Origin of the sequence: Brevibacillus sp. BC25, from assembly GCF_000282075.1 — a bacterium.
In the GTDB taxonomy this organism is placed as follows: domain Bacteria; phylum Bacillota; class Bacilli; order Brevibacillales; family Brevibacillaceae; genus Brevibacillus.
Genome location: NZ_AKIX01000125.1, coordinates 26874 through 47624 on the forward strand (window position 1 = coordinate 26874; position 20751 = coordinate 47624).

General features: G+C 48.9%; 19 protein-coding genes. 11 read left to right on the plus strand and 8 right to left on the minus strand.

The window, feature by feature from the left end:
- Positions 1-2: 2 nt before the first annotated feature.
- Positions 3-1103, minus strand: a complete 1101-nt coding sequence (locus PMI05_RS27255; protein WP_007728925.1) for a carbohydrate kinase — start codon at positions 1101-1103, stop codon at positions 3-5.
- Positions 1104-1291: 188 nt separating this feature from the next.
- Here PMI05_RS27255 and PMI05_RS27260 point away from each other — a divergent pair, with 188 nt between their 5' ends.
- The 6 genes from PMI05_RS27260 to PMI05_RS27285 all read left to right on the plus strand — a co-directional run bounded on the left by PMI05_RS27260 (position 1292) and on the right by PMI05_RS27285 (position 6316).
- Entirely contained in the window at positions 1292-1738 is a 447-nt protein-coding gene (locus PMI05_RS27260; protein ID WP_007728927.1) for a MarR family winged helix-turn-helix transcriptional regulator, read from the plus strand.
- 135 nt (positions 1739-1873) lie between these two features.
- Positions 1874-2500: an FMN-dependent NADH-azoreductase gene (locus PMI05_RS27265; RefSeq protein WP_007728929.1), complete on the plus strand. Its 627-nt coding sequence runs from the start codon at positions 1874-1876 to the stop codon at positions 2498-2500.
- 75 nt (positions 2501-2575) lie between these two features.
- Complete coding sequence (locus PMI05_RS27270) at positions 2576-2962, plus strand: DoxX family protein (RefSeq protein ID WP_007728931.1); 387 nt, start codon at positions 2576-2578, stop codon at positions 2960-2962.
- A 54-nt stretch (positions 2963-3016) separates the two neighbouring features.
- On the plus strand, positions 3017-3790 hold the full coding sequence (locus PMI05_RS27275) for a pirin family protein (protein ID WP_007728932.1): 774 nt from the start codon (positions 3017-3019) through the stop codon (positions 3788-3790).
- Between the two features lie 163 nt (positions 3791-3953).
- On the plus strand, positions 3954-5288 hold the full coding sequence (locus PMI05_RS27280; RefSeq protein ID WP_007728934.1) for a cytochrome ubiquinol oxidase subunit I: 1335 nt from the start codon (positions 3954-3956) through the stop codon (positions 5286-5288).
- Entirely contained in the window at positions 5285-6316 is a 1032-nt protein-coding gene (locus PMI05_RS27285; protein WP_007728937.1) for a cytochrome d ubiquinol oxidase subunit II, read from the plus strand. Before PMI05_RS27280 ends, PMI05_RS27285 begins: the two co-directional genes overlap by 4 nt.
- A gap of 77 nt (positions 6317-6393) precedes the next feature.
- On the opposite strand, the gene PMI05_RS27290 is transcribed toward PMI05_RS27285, so the two are convergent.
- A complete protein-coding gene (locus PMI05_RS27290; RefSeq protein WP_039961499.1) occupies positions 6394-6834 on the minus strand; it encodes an Lrp/AsnC family transcriptional regulator in 441 nt (146 codons plus the stop codon).
- A 157-nt stretch (positions 6835-6991) separates the two neighbouring features.
- Here PMI05_RS27290 and PMI05_RS27295 point away from each other — a divergent pair, with 157 nt between their 5' ends.
- Entirely contained in the window at positions 6992-8158 is a 1167-nt protein-coding gene (locus PMI05_RS27295; protein ID WP_007728942.1) for an MFS transporter, read from the plus strand.
- Between the two features lie 81 nt (positions 8159-8239).
- Here PMI05_RS27295 and PMI05_RS27300 read toward each other — a convergent pair whose 3' ends face one another.
- Positions 8240-9751: an acetyl-CoA hydrolase/transferase family protein gene (locus PMI05_RS27300; RefSeq protein WP_039961500.1), complete on the minus strand. Its 1512-nt coding sequence runs from the start codon at positions 9749-9751 to the stop codon at positions 8240-8242.
- Between the two features lie 141 nt (positions 9752-9892).
- Positions 9893-10564 carry a LytTR family DNA-binding domain-containing protein gene (locus tag PMI05_RS27305; protein ID WP_007728946.1) on the minus strand — a complete coding sequence of 224 codons (672 nt, stop codon included), beginning with the start codon at positions 10562-10564 and terminating at the stop codon, positions 9893-9895.
- 371 nt (positions 10565-10935) lie between these two features.
- On the opposite strand from PMI05_RS27305, the gene PMI05_RS27310 reads away from it, so the two are divergent.
- From PMI05_RS27310 to menC, 4 genes are all read left to right on the plus strand, one after another.
- Complete coding sequence (locus PMI05_RS27310) at positions 10936-12960, plus strand: sigma 54-interacting transcriptional regulator (protein ID WP_007728949.1); 2025 nt, start codon at positions 10936-10938, stop codon at positions 12958-12960.
- 179 nt (positions 12961-13139) lie between these two features.
- A complete protein-coding gene (locus tag PMI05_RS27315) occupies positions 13140-14549 on the plus strand; it encodes a YfcC family protein (protein ID WP_007728952.1) in 1410 nt (469 codons plus the stop codon).
- A 95-nt stretch (positions 14550-14644) separates the two neighbouring features.
- Positions 14645-15784, plus strand: coding sequence for a M20 peptidase aminoacylase family protein (locus PMI05_RS27320; protein WP_007728954.1), 1140 nt, complete (start codon positions 14645-14647; stop codon positions 15782-15784).
- 20 nt (positions 15785-15804) lie between these two features.
- The gene (gene menC, locus PMI05_RS27325; RefSeq protein WP_007728955.1) at positions 15805-16953 is read left to right on the plus strand and encodes an o-succinylbenzoate synthase; all 1149 of its coding nucleotides are present in this window, start codon (positions 15805-15807) and stop codon (positions 16951-16953) included.
- A gap of 76 nt (positions 16954-17029) precedes the next feature.
- On the opposite strand, the gene PMI05_RS27330 is transcribed toward menC, so the two are convergent.
- From PMI05_RS27330 to PMI05_RS27345, 4 genes are all read right to left on the minus strand, one after another.
- On the minus strand, positions 17030-17938 hold the full coding sequence (locus PMI05_RS27330; protein WP_007728957.1) for a hypothetical protein: 909 nt from the start codon (positions 17936-17938) through the stop codon (positions 17030-17032).
- A gap of 142 nt (positions 17939-18080) precedes the next feature.
- Positions 18081-18368 carry a HesB/YadR/YfhF family protein gene (locus tag PMI05_RS27335; RefSeq protein WP_007728959.1) on the minus strand — a complete coding sequence of 96 codons (288 nt, stop codon included), beginning with the start codon at positions 18366-18368 and terminating at the stop codon, positions 18081-18083.
- A 138-nt stretch (positions 18369-18506) separates the two neighbouring features.
- Positions 18507-19802 carry a cell wall metabolism sensor histidine kinase WalK gene (locus PMI05_RS27340; RefSeq protein ID WP_052006456.1) on the minus strand — a complete coding sequence of 432 codons (1296 nt, stop codon included), beginning with the start codon at positions 19800-19802 and terminating at the stop codon, positions 18507-18509.
- Positions 19799-20473 carry a response regulator transcription factor gene (locus PMI05_RS27345; protein WP_007728963.1) on the minus strand — a complete coding sequence of 225 codons (675 nt, stop codon included), beginning with the start codon at positions 20471-20473 and terminating at the stop codon, positions 19799-19801. Before PMI05_RS27345 ends, PMI05_RS27340 begins: the two co-directional genes overlap by 4 nt.
- Positions 20474-20751: the final 278 nt, after the last annotated feature.

Genomic DNA, 20751 nt, shown 5'->3' on the forward strand with positions numbered 1-20751 from the left:
TCTTATCGCTCCTTTTCGAATTGTTCTACGGCCAGTTCCAATTGTTCTGCTTTTAATAGAGGAGATACGGACTGCTCTGTTTGCAATGTCAGAGCGGATGCTGCCAATCCAAGGCGGCACGCTCTCTGGAAAGACTCTCCGTTTACAATGCCATACAAGATTCCCGATGCGAACGCATCTCCCGCACCTGTTACATCTACCACTTCCGTTGGATATGGAGACATATGCTCCTCAACGTCCTCGGATTGATAGTAAATGCCTTCTTCGCCCAAGGTCACGATGACGTGCTTGACGCCTCGTTCCCTGATCTTGCGGCAAGCCTCGGCGCATTCTTCGATCGTCGTGATCTTCATGCCAGCCATCAGCTCTGCTTCTTCGCGATTCGGCAAAATCGCTTCTACTCCGTCCAATTGCTGTGGGAGCTTCTTTGCTTTAATGGAAGAGACCGGGTCAACGAAGAGCAGGATGTTTTCCTCCCGGCATCGTTCGATGATGTAGGCCAAGCAGTCCGCCGGAATGTTTGTATCGATGAAAATCACGTGGGCAGCTGCAATGTGCGACCATTTTTCCGCGAACATCTCCGGTGTGAGAGCATCGTAAATATCCATGTTCGCCAAGGAAACAACCATCTCGCCATCAATATCGAGAAGCGCCGTATACGTTCCCGTCCGCTGTGTAGGCAGTCGCCACACTTGGCTGATGTGCACCCCGTGCTTTTTCGTCTCCTGCAAGAGCCATTCGCCTTCTTTGTCCTCACCAATGCTGGTAATGAGTGACGTATTGCAGCCAAGACGACCGAGGTTCTCCGCGATATTCCGTGCCACCCCTCCACACGATTCCATAATCGTTACGGGATTGGATGATTGTAGACGCACCTGTTGCTTGCCGCGTGCTTTGCGGTCCAGGTTTGCTCCACCGATACAAGCAATCATTCCTTCATCACGAAGTACATAAGCCCGTCCTTTGATTTCTCCGCGTTTGGTCAACTGTGCGATGTAGCCAGCTACCGCTGAACGTGAGATGCCAATCAGATCAGCCAGCTCCTGTTGCGTGATAAAAGGATTTTGCCGGATATGATGAAGGATCTGCATGTCTTTTTCCACGGTCATCCTCCTTTCTTCTGTTTCGCTTTCACAGCTCGTTTACAAACAAAAGTTTATCATAGGGACATTTGTTTGTACAGGCGTGTTTTTCATTTTATTTTTTATCTCAATTTGACAAATAGGAATATGATCATGTAGGATTATCTTAAATTAGAGATATCTAAATTTCGATATAAAGGAGGGTCCGTATGTCTAACAAACCACTGCGAAATGATCCCCTCGATCTTTTTGTAGTTTTATCAAGGTCATACAACTGGGTTACCGCTCACTCCAATCGTCACATTCGCGAGCATGGACTTAATCCAACTGAATTCGGGGTACTAGAGGTATTATTTCATAAAGGTCCTCAACCATTGCAGCAAATTGGCGAAAAAATATTGATCTCTAGCGGAAACATCACATACGTTGTGGACAAACTCGAAAAGAAGCAACTGCTTATTCGCAAGCCCTGTTCGGCAGACCGCCGCGTCATTTATGCGGAACTCACAGATAAAGGGCATCAATTCTTGTCCGAAATCTTCCCTCCTCATCAACTCGCCATTGAGAAAGCGATGGAAGGTCTCACACCAGAAGAACAACGTCAAGCAATCGAACTGCTAAAAAAGTTGGGACGTACTGCTCAGGCTACTTATTAGATGAGCAGTCCCCTCTCTCCACCACAATCGTTTTAAAAAAGTGTTGACAAAAGATCTGATACGTAATAATCTTAAAATCAAGATTTACACATTAAAAGTTAGTGACTTACTAATTGGAAGGGGAATAAAATTTTCATGAGTAAAGTACTTTTTATTAAAGCAAACGATCGCCCAGTTGAGCAGGCAACAAGCGTAAAGCTGTACGAAGCTTTCACCAAAACATACAGAGAAACACATCCAAACGATGAAATCGTTGAGTTGGATCTGTTTGCTGAAAACCTCCCTTATTACGGTAACGACATGCTGACTGCTATGTGGAAAGCTGGAAACGGCATCGAGCTGTCTGCTGATGAGCAAAAACGCGCTGACTTGGTTAACAAATACCTGAACCAATTTACAGGAGCAGACAAAATCGTATTTGCTTTCCCAATGTGGAACTTCACTGTTCCAGCTGTTCTGCACTCGTACATGGATTACCTCTCCCAAGCAGGCAAAACATTCAAGTACACAGCTGAAGGTCCAGTTGGTCTGATGGGCGACAAAAAAGTAGCTCTGTTGAGCGCACGCGGTGGCGTTTATTCCGAAGGCCCTATGGCTGAGATTGAAATGGCAAACAAATACGTTCGCACGATCCTCGGCTTCTGGGGCATCAGCAATGTATCCGAAGTGATCGTAGAAGGTCACAACCAATTCCAAGACAAAGCAGCTGAGCTCGTTGCAGCTGGTGTAGAAAAAGCAGCAAAACTGGCGGAATCCTTTTAAGGCCCGCCAGCCTTTTTGGACAAATATCTTAAAATAAAGATATACTAATTAAAAACAATTAAGGAGAGATGAAAAGTGTTGGATACTGGATTGTTATTGATTCGTTTGGTCATCGGTTTGACGTTTGCAGGTCATGGTGCGCAGAAGTTGTTTGGCTGGTTTGGCGGTTATGGTTTGAAAGGAACAGGTGGCTGGCTGGAGTCCATCGGAGTGAAACCTGGCGTAGCGATGGCCTTTGTTGCTGGATTCGCTGAACTCGTTGGCGGTCTGATGTTTGCGGCAGGCGTAGGTATCTGGGCAAGTTCTATTCTGCTTGCTTTCACAATGCTGGTTGCCATTCTGAAGGTACACGGGCAAAATGGATATTGGGTCACACAAAACGGATACGAATACAACCTGACGTTAATCGCAGTTGTTATTGGTGTGGCCTTGATCGGTCCGGGCGCATACGTTTTGTTTTAATGGTGACTCCTCACCACCCGTAAGCCAGCAATCGTACTAAGGGAGGTACATCAGATGGAAATCCGCGTCTACACACAGAACGAGCAAGCAAAAGGACATTTTGGCGACGGTGAAATCGTAGAGAATAAACCAATTGGCTTCCCACATGAAGGCTCCGTTGTAAAACGGGTAGGACCACTTTTTTACTGGGCATGGGCAAAATCACTGAAGACATTTGAAATTCCGCTGCACCCTCACTCCGGCTTTGAGATTTTGTCGTACGTCCTCAAAGGGACAGTCGGACATCGGGACACACTCGGAAATCTTCAAGAGGTGTCGACAGGCGGGGCGCAGATCATGCAAACCGGTTCAGGCGCATACCATGCAGAAGAGCTTGGCAAGGATACGGAAATGTTTCAAATCTGGTTTGAACCGCATCTCGCACAAACGACGAAGCAACCGCCGACTTACCATCAGTATGATCATGAGGAGTTTCCGTCTGAGGATGTTGATGGTGTGCAAGTGAAACACATCATCGGATCGTCTGCGCCCATTCAGTTGGTCACAGATTCCTTGATGAGCGACATCACGATTCCCGCTGGAAAATCGTATGCAAAAGAACTCCCGGCTGGTTATGCTCACGCAGTTGTCATAGTAGAAGGGAACGGAAGCGTTGCAGAGAAAGCAACTGTCAGCGAGAATCACACCCCGGCAACCAAAGGTGACTTTGTCGTTCTCTCCTCCGAGGAAAGCAACACAGTCATCTACCAAGCATCCACGGATGCTCCGCTCCGCCTGGTGTTGATTCAAGTACCGATTGATGTTGATTATCCACTCTATCGTAAATAATCAATTCTTCCAAACGCCCTTATTCTATCATCAAGCCCGACCGTCACATTTTTGTGACGGTCTTTTTCGTATAAACTCCGCCTCCTCATGGGACATTAACGAGGAAATCGTTAACAATTTTTGGTGCCGATCAGAAAGGAAGTTGAACGTGGAAGATATCGTGATGACCAGAGCCATATTCGGGACGACTATGGCCTTTCACATTATTTTTGCGACCTTGGGCGTTGGTCTCCCGCTCATGATCTTGCTGGTAGAGCTCCTCTTTTGGCGGACGCGTGACCGCGATTACGAGATTATGGCCAAACGCTGGACAAAAGCCCAGGCGATCTTGCTAGGTGTCGCGATCCCCTCTGGAACGATTGCTGGGGTCCAGCTTTCCCTGTTATGGCCTGGGTTCATGGAGATTGTCGGCAGAGTGATCTCGCTGCCTTTTCAGATCGAAATATTCGCTTTCTTCGTGGAAGCTTTATTTATGTCCATCTACGTCTACGCGGCTCACCGCCTATCCCGCAACATGCGTTTGTTGAGTTTGTTCATGGTTTTGCTTGGTGCGACGGCCTCCGCGATTCTGATTACGAATGTCCACGCCTTTGAAGGTACGCCAACTGGGTTCCGAATGGTCGATGGGCAGATCGTCGACGTGGACCCGTGGAAAGCTTTTTTCAATCCCAGCTTTATTGTGACGGCAGGTCATGTAACTGTCTCTGCTTATATGACGGGGGCATTCATCGTCGCTGGAGTGGCAGCGTGGAAAATGCTGCGCGCTGCAAAAGGCAGTCGGATTTATTTGTATCATCAAAAAGCACTCTTGGCCGGCTTGATTGTGGGCGGCACCTTTTCCCTTTTAACCGCATTGAACGGTCATGAATCCGCACAGCTTTTGCATAAATACCAGCCGGAAAAGCTGGCAGCTGCGGAAGGACTGTTTGAAACACAAGCATACGCCCCACTCGCGATTGGTGGCTTTACCGATCCCGAGACGAAAGAAGTCAAATACGCCATCGAGATTCCATGGGCGCTCAGCTTCCTTGCAGCCAATCGCTTTGACGAGGTCGTGGTCGGTCTGGACGATTTTCCACAGGAGTTGTGGCCTCCACTCTACGTCCATACGCTGTTTAACGGGATGGTCATCATCGGCAGCTTGTTGATCTTCGTTGGTTTCATCGGCTTCGCTTGGAAGAAGCTCCTGAAACGCTCTCAGTTTCCCCGTTGGGTTCTCTGGGTATTTGTCGCGAGTGGACCGCTCGCCTTGTTAGGCATCGAATTCGGCTGGATTTTTGCCTGCACAGGACGCCAGCCATGGGTAGTTTATCGTGTGATGAAAACAGTAGATGCCGCTACCCAAGCGGCAGGCATCTCTACCCTGTTCTGGATTTTCCTTTCGGTGTACGTATTTTTCGCGATCGTCACCCTGCTCGTATTCCGTAGCTATTTTGGCCGCCACCCCTTGGAGCTCGATCCGCCAGAACAGCCGAAAGTGGACGGAGGAACGGTATGACCGACACGATTATTGCCATTACGCTGCTCTGGATTTTCGTCGTCATCTATTCCGTCGCGGCCTCCTTCGACTTCGGTGCAGGTTTTTGGTCGATGATCTATTTGAATCGGGAAAAAACCAAAGCCACTCAAATCGCCAATCGCTACCTCTCGCCCTCCTGGGAGGTCGTGAATGTCTTTATCGTGTTAATTGTTGTCGCGCTCGTTACCTTTTTCCCTGGCGCGACCTACACATTGGGAAGCCTGCTGCTGGTTCCCGGATGTCTCGTGGTGTTATTGATGCTGATTCGCAGTACGTTCATGGTGTTTTCTCATCTGATTTACAAATATGACAAGATGCTCAGCATCGTCTCCGGCGTTACCGGGATATTGGTGCCAGCTCTGTTAATCAGCGTGCTTCCTGTGACACAGGGCGGTTTGTCTCGAACGATAAATGGTGTGGAGTATCTCGATTGGGGACTGTTTTTGACCAGCCCGCACGTCTATTCTTTTATTGGTCTTGCCGTCAGCAGCACACTCTATCTCTCGTCGCTGCTTCTCGCTGACTACTCCTTCGTCGCAGGTGAAAAGCATGCCTTCGCCGTCTACCGTCGGGATGCGGTGTTTCTGGGGCCGATTACGTTGCTTGCGGCATTGGTTACCGTGCTCACGATGCAACTGGAGGCAAAATGGCTATATGACCGCATGCTTGACTATTTGCCTTGGCTTATTGCATCGGCGGTCTGTTTTTTCATTAGTTATATCGCTCTCCTCCTGCCCCAAGACCGTCGATACTTCGGTATCCATCTTCCGCGGATTGCGGTCATTGTCGCCACGACGCAATACCTGCTCGCCAGCTATGCGTACGGTGCAGCGCGCCTCCCCTATATCGTCTATCCCCAAGTGACGATTGAGTCCAGCTTTACACATCCGGATACGTTCCACGCTCTGTTCATTTGTTATTTGGTCGGCTTTGCGATTCTCGTACCCGGTTTTATTTATTTCTGGCGTCTGTTCATGAAGGATGAGCAGTATGTACGGCAAAAATAGCATTTTCGCAATACGCAAAAGTAAAGAGGCTTCGCCCTGATACGGCGGAGCCTCTTTTTTGTTCGGCAGAAGCACGATCAGAAGATTTTCTCTTCCTCTAGCATCATTTTTTGCTCAAACGGCGACGTTAGCACGATCAACGTATAGGAGAAACCGAAATCCCCGGTACGTTCCGAGAAGGCAACCAATTCCTCCGTCGACCTTGTTACCACTTTTAGCATGTAATTGTACTCCCCACTGATCCGATACATGTCCGTCACTTCCGGCGATTGCTTGCAGAAATCGATGAACGCCGCACATTGCTTGGTGCGGAACATGACAAAAGCAGTCGTGTGCTTGCCCAGCTTTTCCTGAGAGATCGACGCGTGGTAGCCCGTAATGATTCCCTGCTCCTCCAGACGGCGGACCCGCTCCTTCACAGCAGGCTGCGTCATCCCAATGATTCTCCCCAGCTCCGCGAATGGAATCCGCGAATTTTCGTGCAACAAGCTAATGATTTTGTAATCGATTTGGTCCACGCAGATCACCCTTTCAAATCCATAAGTGTCTCCTGCCAAATAACTTGTATATAGTAAGCCATTCATCGTAAACGCCTTGGTTCATGTATGTAAATTATAGAAATCGTTTCGTAAAATGTCACTACATCAATTTTGTTAGCTCGAGGAGTGAACCACCTTGTCCAAAAAATATTTAATCCTATTGCTGGCCTTGGGAGAATTCATGATTGGCACGGCTGAGTCAATCGTCACCGGAATCATCGGTATGATCGCAGATGACACCGGTGTATCCCTCTCCCTCGCTGGTCAGTTAGTGACCGCCTTTTCCCTGGCTTTTGCCTTTGGAGCTCCGGTCTTGATTGCACTCACTGCGGGAGTAGAGCGCAAAAAACTCATCCTTTGGACGCTATTTTCTTTCATAGTGGCAAACCTGCTCGCATCAATAAGCCCAAGCTTCTCCCTATTGATGCTATCCCGCATTTTGCTGGGGCTTTGCGGAGGCGTCTACACCGTGGTAGCTCTCGCGCAAGCAGCCAACATGGCCTCCCCAGAGAAAAAAGGCAGCTCCATCGCGATCATCCTCATGGGCTTCAGCCTCTCGCTCGTGCTTGGGGTTCCACTTGGCACCATGCTGGGAGACATTTGGGGATGGCGCCCTGTTTTCGCGCTCATTGCCGTCCTGACACTCATTCCCTTCTTCGCCATCTTGGCCTATTTGCCGAAGCAACAAGGAGAAGAGGCCGTCCCGCTACGCAAACAGTTGGCAGCACTCCGCAACAAACGGGTGATCCATGCGCTATTTATCTCGTTGTTCTTTGTCACAGGGTATTCCACCGTCTATACCTACATTACTCCGCTTCTACAGAGCACCGCCGCCATGACGACTGCTTGGGTAAGCACCACGCTTTTCTTGGCAGGACTCGCTAGTGTGGCCGGCTCGCGAATCGGAGGCGTCTCCACCGACAAATGGGGGATTCGCCCTACTCTATATGTCAGCTTGCTTCTCCATGCGGCTATCCTGCTTATCCTGCCGCTGTCTTCGCAACTGTTCACGTGGGCGATCATCAGCGTTATGTTCTGGGTAGCTGCCGTGCAAACCACCGTTCCAGCTCAGCAGTATTATTTGATCACGTTATCTCCCCACTCTTCGCAGGTGGCCCTCAGCATGAACACATCGGTCTTTCAGCTAGGGCTGGCGCTGGGTGCAGGACTTGGAGGGGTAATCGTAGACCATGTAGGTATTGTTCACATCAGCTGGGTCGGCGGTCTGCTCGTTCTCGTCGGCTTTGGCTTTGCTTGGGCCTCGTTTGCTCAGGAAAAAAGGCAGGAAAGCTTACAAGCGTAAAAACGTAACATTACAATAGAAACGAGAAAAACCCGCCAAGGCTTCAATTCCGAGCGGGTTTGTTTTTCATCATTCATTCGCCTATACCAACGCTGGCTTTTTTTCCAGCATCGTGCCTTCCTGCGCGTAACGTACGTGCCAGGAGAATGCCTTTTCCAGTACATGCGGGGTATGTCCGCCGCGTGTGAGTGCTTCCTCGTAGTACGCCATCAATTGATCGCGGTACATCGGATGCGCACAGTTCTCGATAATTTTGATGGCTCTTTGACGTGGAGCCAAGCCTCTCAGGTCAGCCAAGCCTTGCTCGGTCACGATTATATCTACATCGTGCTCAGTATGATCCACATGAGAGGCAAACGGAACGATGCTCGAAATGTTTCCACCTTTGGCAATCGACTTGGTTACGAAGATGCCCAGACGTGCGTTGCGAGCAAAATCACCAGAGCCGCCGATGCCATTCATCATTCGCGTACCCGATACATTGGTCGAGTTGACGTTGCCGTAGATGTCCGCTTCAATCGCGGTATTGATCGCAATCAGACCGAGGCGGCGAATCAGCTCCGGATGGTTCGTGATTTCTTGCGGACGCAACAGCAGCTTGTCACGGTATTGGGTGAAATTCTCGGTGACATGCTTCATCTTTTCAGCCGTCAGCGTGATCGAACAGCCTGAGGCAAACGAAATTTTACCTGCATCAAGCAAATCAAACACCGCATCCTGCAACACTTCCGAGAAAACAGTCAGATCCGTGAATTCCGAATCCAAAAATCCGTTGAAAACCGCATTCGCTACCGATCCAATTCCAGATTGCAATGGCGCGAGATTGTTCGGCAATCGCCCCTCTTTTACCTCCTGACGCAAGAACTTGATCAGATGTGCCGCAATCTGCGCCGTTTCTTCGTCGGGTTCCACAATCGTCGAGGGAGAATCCAACTGGTTCGTCAGGACAATCCCTTTTACTTTATCCGGATCGACAGGAATCCCTGCTGTGCCTATTCGCTGATCAACGGACGTGAGCGGAATCGGTTCACGCTCTCCTTGTTTCGCTGGTGTATAAATATCATGGATGCCTTCCAACTCCACCGATTGAGCCATATTCAACTCAATGATGACTTGCTTGGCATTTTCCACGAAAATATTGGAATTCCCCACGGACGTAGCCGGAATGATCATGCCCTCTTCTGTAATTGCAACCGCTTCCACAATTGCGTAATCGATCGCGTCTATCGCTCCCTGACGAATTGCTTCCGCTGTATGCGACAGATGCTGATCAACGAACATCATGCTGCCATCGTTGATTTTTTTGCGCATGACCGGATCTGCTTGAAAAGGCAATCGCTTGTTGATGATCCCCGCTTCCGCCATCACAGCATCCACATCGGAGCCGAGTGAAGCTCCTGTATATACGTTTACGCCAAAAGGCTTGTTCTCTTTTTTCGCCAGCTCAGCCAATGCGAGCGGCACGACCTTGGCATCACCAGCACGCGTGAAACCACTTAACCCGATTGTCATGCCATCCTCAATCCATCCTGCTGCTACCTCAGCCGTCACGATTTTATCTGCCAGTCGTTTATCGCGTAAGCGCTCCCACATCATTGTGACCTCCTATGCCATCTTTATTGCCTTTACACTAGCATATGGATTCTGAGCGGGCACTCGATTTTCAACAAAACAGAAAATTTACGCGGCTATCAAGAAAAAACGGCAGCGAACCATTCTCATTTGTCAGATATTTCAGAAGCCGAGCAGTTGCCGAAACGAGCTGGCATACGACTGACTCACAGGAACTCTCGTCTTTTGCTTGTCCTTCATCTCCAATAAAAACGTCGAATGAAAATGCGGGTGAATAAAGCCGATCGATTCCATATTGACGAAATACGACCGATGACAGCGCACAAATCGCTCTTGCGGGAGCATGTACTCCAGCTCAGCCATGTTGTATTTGTTCGCATATGATCCATTAGCCGTATGCAGAAGCGTTTTTCCTTCATGAGAGCTGATAAAGACGATCTCCGTTAACGAAATGGGCAACCAGCCGTCCTCCCCTTTTCCGACCAAAAACGATAGACGCGGCTCCGGATTTGTTAGCGGAACGTTTTGAGGTGGATAGATGGCGGTAATACAGCCCATGACCTGACCATTTCGCACTAATGGAAGCGAGAGTCCGTAGTACGGCACGCCAAAAATACGACTCTCCACCTGATGCCCCACTTTTCCCATTTCCATGAGCGCTTGATGTGTAGCCGAGCCAATGGGTACGAGATCCCCTGGCGTAATTTTCAAGTCAATATTGGAACTCGGTTGATAGTACAAGTATTGTGAGCCGTCCGAGATCGCAATCGATACCCCGTCTGGCACGACTTCCCCAATCATTTGCAGCACCTCTGGAACCACTCTGTCCCCCATGCTGATTCCTCCTGCTCCTGTTATTGCTTTTTGATCTTCTCTATCTTCTATTAAAACACATTTCCCTGCTGCGGATGTTCAAAAAGCCGGCTTTTGATCACGTAGTAATTCTGGAAGCTCTTGCGACATCGAAAGAGGCGTTCACCTTCGAAGTCCGGTGCTCATGTAGGTCCCCTACACTCCGCTCCTCCTTCTTCAGGCTCTCGCCACTTTCTCGGTGCTGAAAAGCCGACTTTTTGAACTAGCATTTGCCCGCAAATCAATCCTTGTCTTTCCTCTCTATACAAGCGAATCCATCCGATTATAGCCAGGCATTGTGCTATCATGAGATTACAAAACATTCACGATTGTTTGAGCAAAGGCGGTGCAGCATGGACCACACCATTGTCTTGATTGCAAAAGGAACGGACACTCTCGAATTTTTGTTAAAAGAACTGCGGGCTTATTTCGAGCCGTATTGTAAAATCATCGGTTATGCCAGCCATGAGCACATTCCCGATTTGAGCGGAGTCGATCATGTCTTTATCACAACCAAATCCCCGGAGCTGTATACAGTTGCCCGTCAAGCTGTCGCCGACTCCGTACCCATCACGGTTTTAAACCGTTTTTTCGAGTTGCGCAAAATGAAAGCGCTGATGCAGATTCCTCCGGGGACGACCGTCCCTGTCATGAATAATTCGCCCGTGACGGCACAAGAGGTCATCCAAAATTTAATAGAAGCGAACGTCGATCATATCAATTACGTTCCTTTTCACCCTGGCTGTTCATTTGATGATCTCGAATTTCAGTACGCGATCATTATGAGCATCGCTGATGTACCGCTGCCTCCTCACGTGGAGGTTATCGATCTAGGATTTCGCAAAATCAACATTCATGACTTGATTGATATTGGTCGCAAGGTAGGCGTGCCCAGTGAATGGGAGCGTGAGTACTTGTCTTCCTTCATCTTAGAAATGTCTGAGCTCGCGAAAATGCTCGGCACCTCCTACGCAGAAGTACAGAAGCTAAATAGCCAGCTGCAATCTACCTTTCAGGCAGTCAAAGACCCTGTGATCGCTTGCAACGAACAAGGTCTGATCACATTTATCAACGATGTCGCCGTTGAGCTGTTTTGTCCACATGCATCCTCCATTGTTGGACAACCGTACACAGTGTTGAAGGAGCACAGCTTACTGCAACCCTTTTTTGAGCAGGAAGATCAGGAGGACGCCCTCGTAACCATTGATCACAAACAATTTATCGTCAGCAGTCAAAGCATCCGCCGCAGACATGAGCATTTAGGCTTCGTTTGTACGCTAAAAGACGTGACCGAAATCCAACGCTTGCGAACTACTCTTACGTTGCGCGGTCATACAGCGACGTACTCCTTTTCCGATATCAAAGGACAAAGTCAACCGCTTCTCCAAGTCATCGAGCTCGGCAAAAAGATGGCCAAAAACAATCAAACGATTCTGCTGACAGGGGAAAATGGGACGGGAAAAGAGCTGTTCGCCCATGCCATTCATCAGCACTCCCTACGCAAAAACGGCCCCTTTGTCGCAATCAACTGTGCCTCCTTGCCGGAAAACTTGCTGGAGAGCGAGCTGTTCGGCTACGAAGACGGTGCCTTTACGGGAGCACGAAAAGGCGGAAAGCCCGGTCTGTTTGAGCAAGCGGACGGTGGGACGATTTTTCTCGATGAGGTTGGGGACATCTCTGGAGCCATTCAGGTCAAGCTGCTTCGCGTGCTGCAAGAAAAGCAGGTCATCCGCGTGGGCGGTACAGGCATTCTCTCTGTGGATTGCCGCATCATCGCTGCTACCAATCGCGATTTGGAAGACGCTGTTTCTCAAGGAGGCTTTCGTGAGGACCTATTCTATCGTTTGGCTGTCCTGCCGATCCAGATTCCCGCTTTGCGCGAGCGAATCAGTGACATTCCCCTTCTTATCGATGAGCATCTGGAGCAGCAAGGCATGAGCAAAACATGGTCGCCAGAAGTCATGGAGCTATTCTATCGCCATGACTGGCGGGGGAACATTCGCGAACTGAAAAATGTCGTCGACTATGCCATTACGGTAAGCGAGCATCCTGTCATCGGCATTCAGGATCTCCCCAAACGATTGACGGATAGCCTGTTTCAAAAGCAGCAGACGGCTCCTATCCCCAATTTGGACGACAACCGCGACCTGGATATTTTGTATTGCTTGCATCATTATTACGTATCTAACAAACCAGTCGGACGTTATCAATTGGCGCACTCCCCTGAACTACAATCCGTAGGATGGACAGAGAGCGCACTGCGACACAAGCTAAAACTTCTAGAGCAGCAAGGTTTGGTTCGTTCAGGAACGACCCGACAAGGAACCTCCATCACCCCCGCGGGTATCGAATTGTTGCGAAAACACGGGCGGATTTAGCTTCCGCCCAATGAATAATAGGGTGTATTAGGCTGAATAAAACCTAATAAACATTCCTAAAGCTCATTTTATTCCCTTGCCTTGTCCATGAAAATCCACTGAAAACGCTTATATTCGGGAAATTTCGACACTTGGCACGACCCTTGCTTATCATAAGCAAAAAAAAGCGAGGTGACCTCATGTCTACACATCCATTGAAACCTGCAAAGAAACGTTTTTCTGTGCCGCATACCTATGCCATCCTCTTTATCATCATCATTTTGGCAGCCCTAGCTTCCTATGTTCTCCCAGCTGGTGAGTTCGAACGGGTCAAGGACGTCGCCTCAGGCAAAACCGTCGTAGTCAACGGCAGCTACCATCCTGTAGAAAGTGATCCGGTCTCGTTCTTCGACATGTTCAAAGCGATTCCAGAAGGGATGCAAAAAGGCGCGCAAATCATTTTCTACATTTTTATTGTAAGCGGTGTATTCGGAATCATCCGCCAGACCGGAGCGATCGAAGCCGGGATCAATAAAGGTGTCCGACACTTGGAGGGTCGGGAAAAACTGCTCATTCCTGCTTCCATGTTCCTCTTCTCCATCGGTGGCTTCACCATGGGAATGGCAGAAGAAAGCATCATCTTCGTTCCAATCGGTATCGCGCTGGCTCGTGCAATGGGCTTTGATGCCGTAACAGGTACAGCCATGATCACCATGGGGGCGGCAGCCGGCTTCATGGGCGGGATGATCAATCCATTTACGGTTGGGGTAGCGCAGTCGCTCGCGCAATTGCCGCTCTTCTCTGGTCTTACCTTCCGTGCTGTTGTGTATGTCTTCGTTCTCGCTTTTGCCATCTGGTACGTCATGCGCTATGCGTATCGTGTCAAAGCAGACCCGACCAAGAGTGTGCTTTATGGTGTAGAGAATCACGCAAGTCAAGAACAGGAAACAGTAGACATCCCAGATCTGAATGCACGCCACAAGCTCGTGTTCCTGGTAATGGTCTGTGGTCTCGCCTTCAACGTATACGGTGTATTCAAGTACGAATGGTTCTTGACAGAGCTTACCGCTTCCTTCCTGATCATGGGCCTGGTTGCTGGTCTCGTCGGAGGTTTGTCGGTCAATACGCTGTTTGATTCCTTCGTCGCTGGAGCGAGAGCCGTTACGTTTGGTGCGCTGATCGTCGGTTTTGCCCGCGCGATCACGGTCGTCTTGGAAGACGGAAAAATTATCGATACGATGATTAACAGTCTGACTTCGGCGATTGGTCATTTGCCAGATGCCGTAAACGTCATCGCCATGTTTGTGATTCAAGCCTTTCTCAATCTCTTCATTTCTTCCGGTAGTGGACAGGCAGCGACAACGATGCCAATCATGGTACCGATTGCGGATCTGCTCGGCATCCAACGTCAGATAGCGGTTCTTGCCTTCCAATACGGTGATGCGGTCACCAACTCCATTATCCCGACTTCTTCTGCGTTGATGGGCTATCTGGCTGTTGCAGGCATTCCGTATGAGAAATGGGTCAAATTCATTTGGAAGCTGCTAGCAGGTTGGGCCGTGATCGCCTCGATCGCACTCATCGTAGCAGTGACAATCGGCGTTTCGTAACAAATGAGCTTTTCACAAAACTGGCTGCGTCAAGTGGATTGGCGTAGCCTTCGCTTCACATATCGACTACCCTCAAACAAACCGATGGAGGAACCATGCGCACAACGATCAAACAATTGCAGCCCGCCATTTTTTCTCTATACGAGCATTTACACCAGCATCCAGAGATAAGCTGGGAGGAAGTCCAAACCACCTCATTCATTGCTGACTTCTTGAAAAAACACAATTGCCACGTCACTACCTTTGACGACGTGACGGGAGTTGTTGGCGAATGGGGCGATCCGACACCAGGAAAATTGACTGTAGGCGTACGTGCAGATATGGACGCACTCTGGCAAGAAGTAAACGGCGTCTTTACCGCGAACCATTCCTGCGGACACGATGCGCATATGACCATGGCATTAGGCGTCCTCATGGTACTGCAAGCAATGGACATCCAGCTCCCCGGGCGCCTGAAGCTCATTTTCCAACCAGCGGAAGAAAGCGGAAATGGCGCACTTGCGATGGTGAACAAGCAAGTAGTGGACGATATTGATTTTCTGTACGGCGTACACCTTCGTCCCATTCAGGAAATCCCATGCGGCACAGCTACTTCTGCCATCCTGCACGGAGCGGCAGGTACAGTATTCGGGCAAATCAAGGGTGCCGATGCTCATGGCGCACGACCTCATCTCGGAGTCAATGCTATCGAGGTAGCCGCTGCGATTGTTGAGCAGTTAAAAGGCATTCATCTCGATCCACTCGTCCCTTATTCCGTCAAAATGACGCAGCTCGCAGCCGGTAGCAAAAGCAGCAATATCATTCCGGGCTCGGCGCATTTCCACTTGGACCTGAGGGCACAGACGAATGAAGTCATTCACGCCCTTTTTTCCCGTGTCGAGCACATTTTGCAGCATGTCTCCCGTCTGTATGAAGTTGAGCTATCTTACGAGATCACCGAACGTGTCTATGCGGCGGAAGTGAACGAAGAAGCGAGACTGATCATGGCGGATGCCATTACCCAAACCTTGGGGGAAGAAAAGCTCGAACCGCCGATTCAGACACCAGGCGCGGAAGACTTCCACTATTACACAAAAGAACGTCCACATCTTCGGGCGACCATGCTTGGTTTAGGCTGTGGCCTGACACCAGGACTTCATCATCCACAGATGACTTTTGAAAAAGAAGCACTGCTAGACGGCATCGAGATTTTGGCAAGAACGGTACTAAAAACGTTTGAGCGACAATCCATATGAACGGTTGAGGAGAGATGAACATGAAAATCGAACGCGTGGACCTGCAACGAATCAAAATTCCGTTGAATTCCCCTTTTGAGACGAGCATGGGAGTCGAAACCCATAAAGAATGCATTCTGGTGCGTGCATACAGCGGTGCCTATGTCGGGTTCGGCGAAAGCGTCGCGATGGACGTCCCCGTCTACAACGAGGAAGATGTTGATACGGTCTGGTACATGCTCGAAAAGTATTTGATCCCGCAGCTGTTTTCACGGGAGATCGAGCATCCTGATGACGTATCCCGCCTCTTCTCCTGGATGCGACGCAACCACATGGCCAAAGCCGCTTTGGAAGGTGCCGTCTGGGATTTGTACGCCAAAATGAACGGCCTCTCCCTCTCCCAAGCATTAGGCGGAACTCGTACGACGATTGACGTCGGTGTGAGTATCGGAATCGAGCCGACAATCGAAAAACTGCTGCAACGCGTAGAAGGCTTCATCCGTGACGGCTACAAAAAGATCAAAGTGAAAATCAAACCGGGCTTTGATGTCGAGCCAATGCGCGCGATCCGCAACACATTTGGACCAGATGTTCCGCTGATGGCGGACGCAAACTCTGCGTATACGCTGGCAGACATGGAGATGCTGAAGGCTTTGGATGGCTTCGGTTTGATCATGATTGAACAACCATTGGCTCATGACGACATCATTGACCATGCGACCTTGCAAAGGGAACTAAAAACGCCGATCTGCCTCGATGAAAGTATCCATACGGTGGAAGATGCCCGCAAAGCACTCGAGCTCGGCAGTTGCCGGATTATCAACATCAAGATCGGTCGCGTAGGCGGTCTGACCGATGCCAAGAAGATTCATGACCTGTGTGCGACACGCGGCGTTCCAGTATGGTGCGGAGGAATGTTGGAGGCAGGGATTGGACGCGCGCATAATATCGCGATGGCCTCGCTTAGCAACTTCACGATTGCCGGCGACACATCCCCGTCCCATCGCTACTTTGCTGAAGATATCGTGACACCTGTCATCGATTTTGCAGCACCTGGTATGCTGGCTGTACCGACATCTCCAGGAATCGGTTTCGACATCAATGAGTCTGCCATTCGCAATGCCCTGATCGAGCATAAAAGCTACTATGCAAATCGGGAGTCTACTACGACTGTCATTCCAACCTGGTAGACGATACTCATAGCGAAGTGAAAAAGAACAGAGAGTGCCTATTGGCCTCCCTGTTCTTTTTATTTAGGTGATTGTATTAATCCGTAATCGTCAAAAGCTTGCACAAATTTCGCTCGGCAAGAGCTCTCTTCTCTGGAGGAAACCGCTTTAGCAGATCCAATGCAGCATACGGAAGCTTCAATGCATGAGGATCGCTGTATAGTCTATCCCAGTATAGCGGTGAAAAAATTTCCTCGAACGCTGGCTCCTTCACCTCATCCTCCAAAGTAAACGGAGGAACATGGCGATTCAAATAGATTTGAAGACGATGGTTTACGATACCAGGCTTCACAATATCCTCATAACCGAATCGCTCCAGATCTGTTAACGCATGAGCTTGTGTGATGTTATGAACGACCTCGCTCGCCAAATGAAAGCGTACTCCGTTAATATTACGCGGCGGTATAACCAAATGTAGCTCGCCAAATGCCCGCTCTGCCATCTCTGCGGTTGTATCGTAAGGCGCAACTTCGTCTTTGACATCTTCAATCGTCATGCCATGGTAATTCTCGATGCCCCAATAACGGTCTTTCCTGTCTTCTGTCGTCGCTTGAAGAATCTTGACCAAGCCATCCACCACAGTTGGAGTGATCATATCAGGGCGTTCGCGCAGTGCTTTTAATGCCAACACACCTAGTGCTAGTCCATGACCTGAGGTCCGAAGCTGCTTCACATTTTGCTGGAGGCCATCGATGACGTGCTGTAACAAGGAGGGATCAGCTTGCTCGTCTTGATCTAGTGGAACAAACCATTCAGGTTTTTGCTTGCGGAAGGACTCGCATGTCCGCTCAATACCCTCTTTTACATGTTCAGGGAGATCGTGCTCACGATCCATGAAGTACCCTGCCAATAAAGCTGCCCCATAATGACCATCGAACCATCCCGCTCCAGCTGCACGTGCCATTCCCGTAATGCCAAGCTCCAAGTAAGAATCAAGTAAACGCATATATCTTCCTCCTTTTTCCATTTATGTACCCATAATATAACATACATTTTTGTTTGTAAAGTATGATATTTTAGTTTTTTCGCTCATGTAAAAAGGCCCCGTATATCCGGAGCCCTTCATCTACTAGCTATCATATTCCTTTTTAATCCAGCTTAAATTCTACTTCGTCTGTTTCTGGCCGATAATCGACAATCAACCCTCTTCCATTCATATACCACAACTCATCTTTTTCCATATAAAATGTGATGCCATCCTCTACTGTCGAAATGCCGATTTCATTCGGCAACTCTTTGGCAATCCCCATCGAGAATGAATCCTGAACCGTACTAACGCCTCCATACCGGACAAAAAAACGAATGCTGTCTCCTTCTTTGCATCCCCATTCTTCCCGAAACCATGCTACCGCTGCTTTAGTGATCGTCATGTTCATTAGTACGCCACTCCTCTCTTCCTATAGTTTACCTCTATTTAGAGATATTTGAAACATAAAAGTATGTTAAATGGAATTGTCCCACTATTTGAAAAAAAACCGATTCCCTACGCTGGGAACACGGTTCTTTCCATCTCTTTAAGGCTTTATTGGAAGTGTAACCAAAAAACTCGTTCCGATACCTACCTCACTGCTGACCTGAATTTTTCCGTGGTGCGCATCCACGATCCATTTGGCAATGGAAAGCCCCAAGCCTGTTCCTTCTGTCGCTCGAGAGCGCATTTTATCCACCCGAAAGAAGCGATCAAACAAATACGGAATATCCTCTTTGGAAATCCCGATCCCACTGTCTTTTACGAGAATCGAAACGCGACCGCCTTCCTTTTTGCAAGAGACATAAATCCGGCCGTCTTCGTTCGTGTACTTCAAAGCATTGTCCAGCAAGATGACCATGAGCTGATGCAGACGTTCTTGGTCTCCCACCATCTCAATGGGTTGCTGGATGTCTGTTTCGAGACGAATTTCCCGTACGATGGCAAGTTGTGCAAAAACCTGGGTGCATTTATTTGTGACTTCGTCTAAGCGCAGCGTCTGATTCATGATCTGCAACTCGTTAGAATCACTACGAGCTAGTGTGAGCAAATCCGAGACGAGCTTGCTCAAACGCTTGGCCTCCTGCATCCCAATCATGATTTTTTCGCTTTCCTGCTCAATCGTATGATCCGGATGTCTGAAAAGCCTCTCCAGATTGACCATAATGGCCGTGAGCGGCGTCCTCAGTTCATGAGAAGCATCGGCAATAAACTGCTGCTGTTTTTCCCACGAGACTTGGATCGGGATGAGTGCTCTTCTCGCTAAAAACCACCCAGCCACGATCGCAATGACAATACTGATAATGTCGCCGATTATGACAACGTACAGCAAGCTGTCCAGCATATTTTGCTCAGGTGCCAGATTGTAAATCAGTTGAAACTGGTACGCGGTCTGTATCCGATTGCCTACAACGACCTTTTTCGGAACGGTAACTGTCTGCACGCGATAGACTTGTCTATTCACTGTTTTCGTTTCGATTCCGTCTGCTTTTCCGTTATGCTGGAATTCTGCATACTCCTCCGGCTCCAGCCGGTCACCAAATGCGGTCCCGATGACACGCCCAAAGCTATCCCAGACAAGTAAAACATATCGGCGATCCAGATCGTTAAACTTTTTCCTCTCCTGACGGTTGTATGGAAAAGGGTCATCTTCAATTCGATGGAGACGAGGCAAAGAATCAACTGCCAGCCTTTGACTGACTTTGGTCATTTCTCTGTCCACCTGCGAATAGAGACGATACTTCATCGTGTAGTAGACTGCACTCCCCAGCCCGTTCAACAAAAGAAGTACCACTATTACGTTCAACGTTACGAGCCGAATCCTCGTTTTCCGAAACATCATTTGTCTTCCTTTTTCAAAATGTAGCCCACATTGCGGATCGTTCGGATGAAGCCTTCGTAAGCACCCAGCTTCTTGCGCAGGTAGTGGACATACAAATCGACCACTCCGTAATTCGCTTCTGAATCAATTCCCCATACGCGGTCAAAAATTTGTTGGCGCGTCAATATTTGCTCCCGATTTTGCAGGAAGTACTTAAGCAGCTCGTACTCCTTCGTTGTTAGCTTCATCGGCTCATCATCAACAAAACCGTCATATTCATTTATCTTCAGCGATAGAGGACCGTATGCCAGCTCGCCTTCTGCGTTCTGTTTCCCTTGTCGGCGCAAGAGGGCTCTCACTCTCGCCGTCAATTCTTCGGCCGCAAAAGGCTTGACCAAATAATCGTCTGCTCCGGCATCCAATCCCTCGACTCTCGACTCTACGCTATCTTTTGCCGTTAAAAACAAAACTGGCGTCATGATACCTTTTGCACGCAACGTTCTCACCAGTGAAAGACCATCCATTCCTGGCATCATAATGTCCAGGACCAACAAATCGTAGATGCCGCGTTCCGCCAATAACAAGCCGTCATCTCCGCGCTCTGCCGTGTCCACCTGATATCCTTCATCGGTCAGGACTCCTGCAATTGTTTGAAGCAGCGCTTTTTCATCCTCCACTGCAAGAATAAGCATATTGATCCCTCTTTCATTTGAAAAAGCTGTATGTCATTCAGCATAGCATAATCGACTGGAATCACAATAATGACCACACTCGCCGATCTCGGCTGTGCACACGCTCCTTTTATTAGAGCACGTATTTTTTTGAATCAGATTTGTAGGTGCTGGCGGAAATACAAAAAAAGCTGCATTCTCCATTACTTTTTACAAGTAATCGGGAATACAGCTTTTCGTCTCATTCCTTCAAAACTGAATACGCATGATTGCTAAGAGTGTGTGGATAAGTCCTCGAC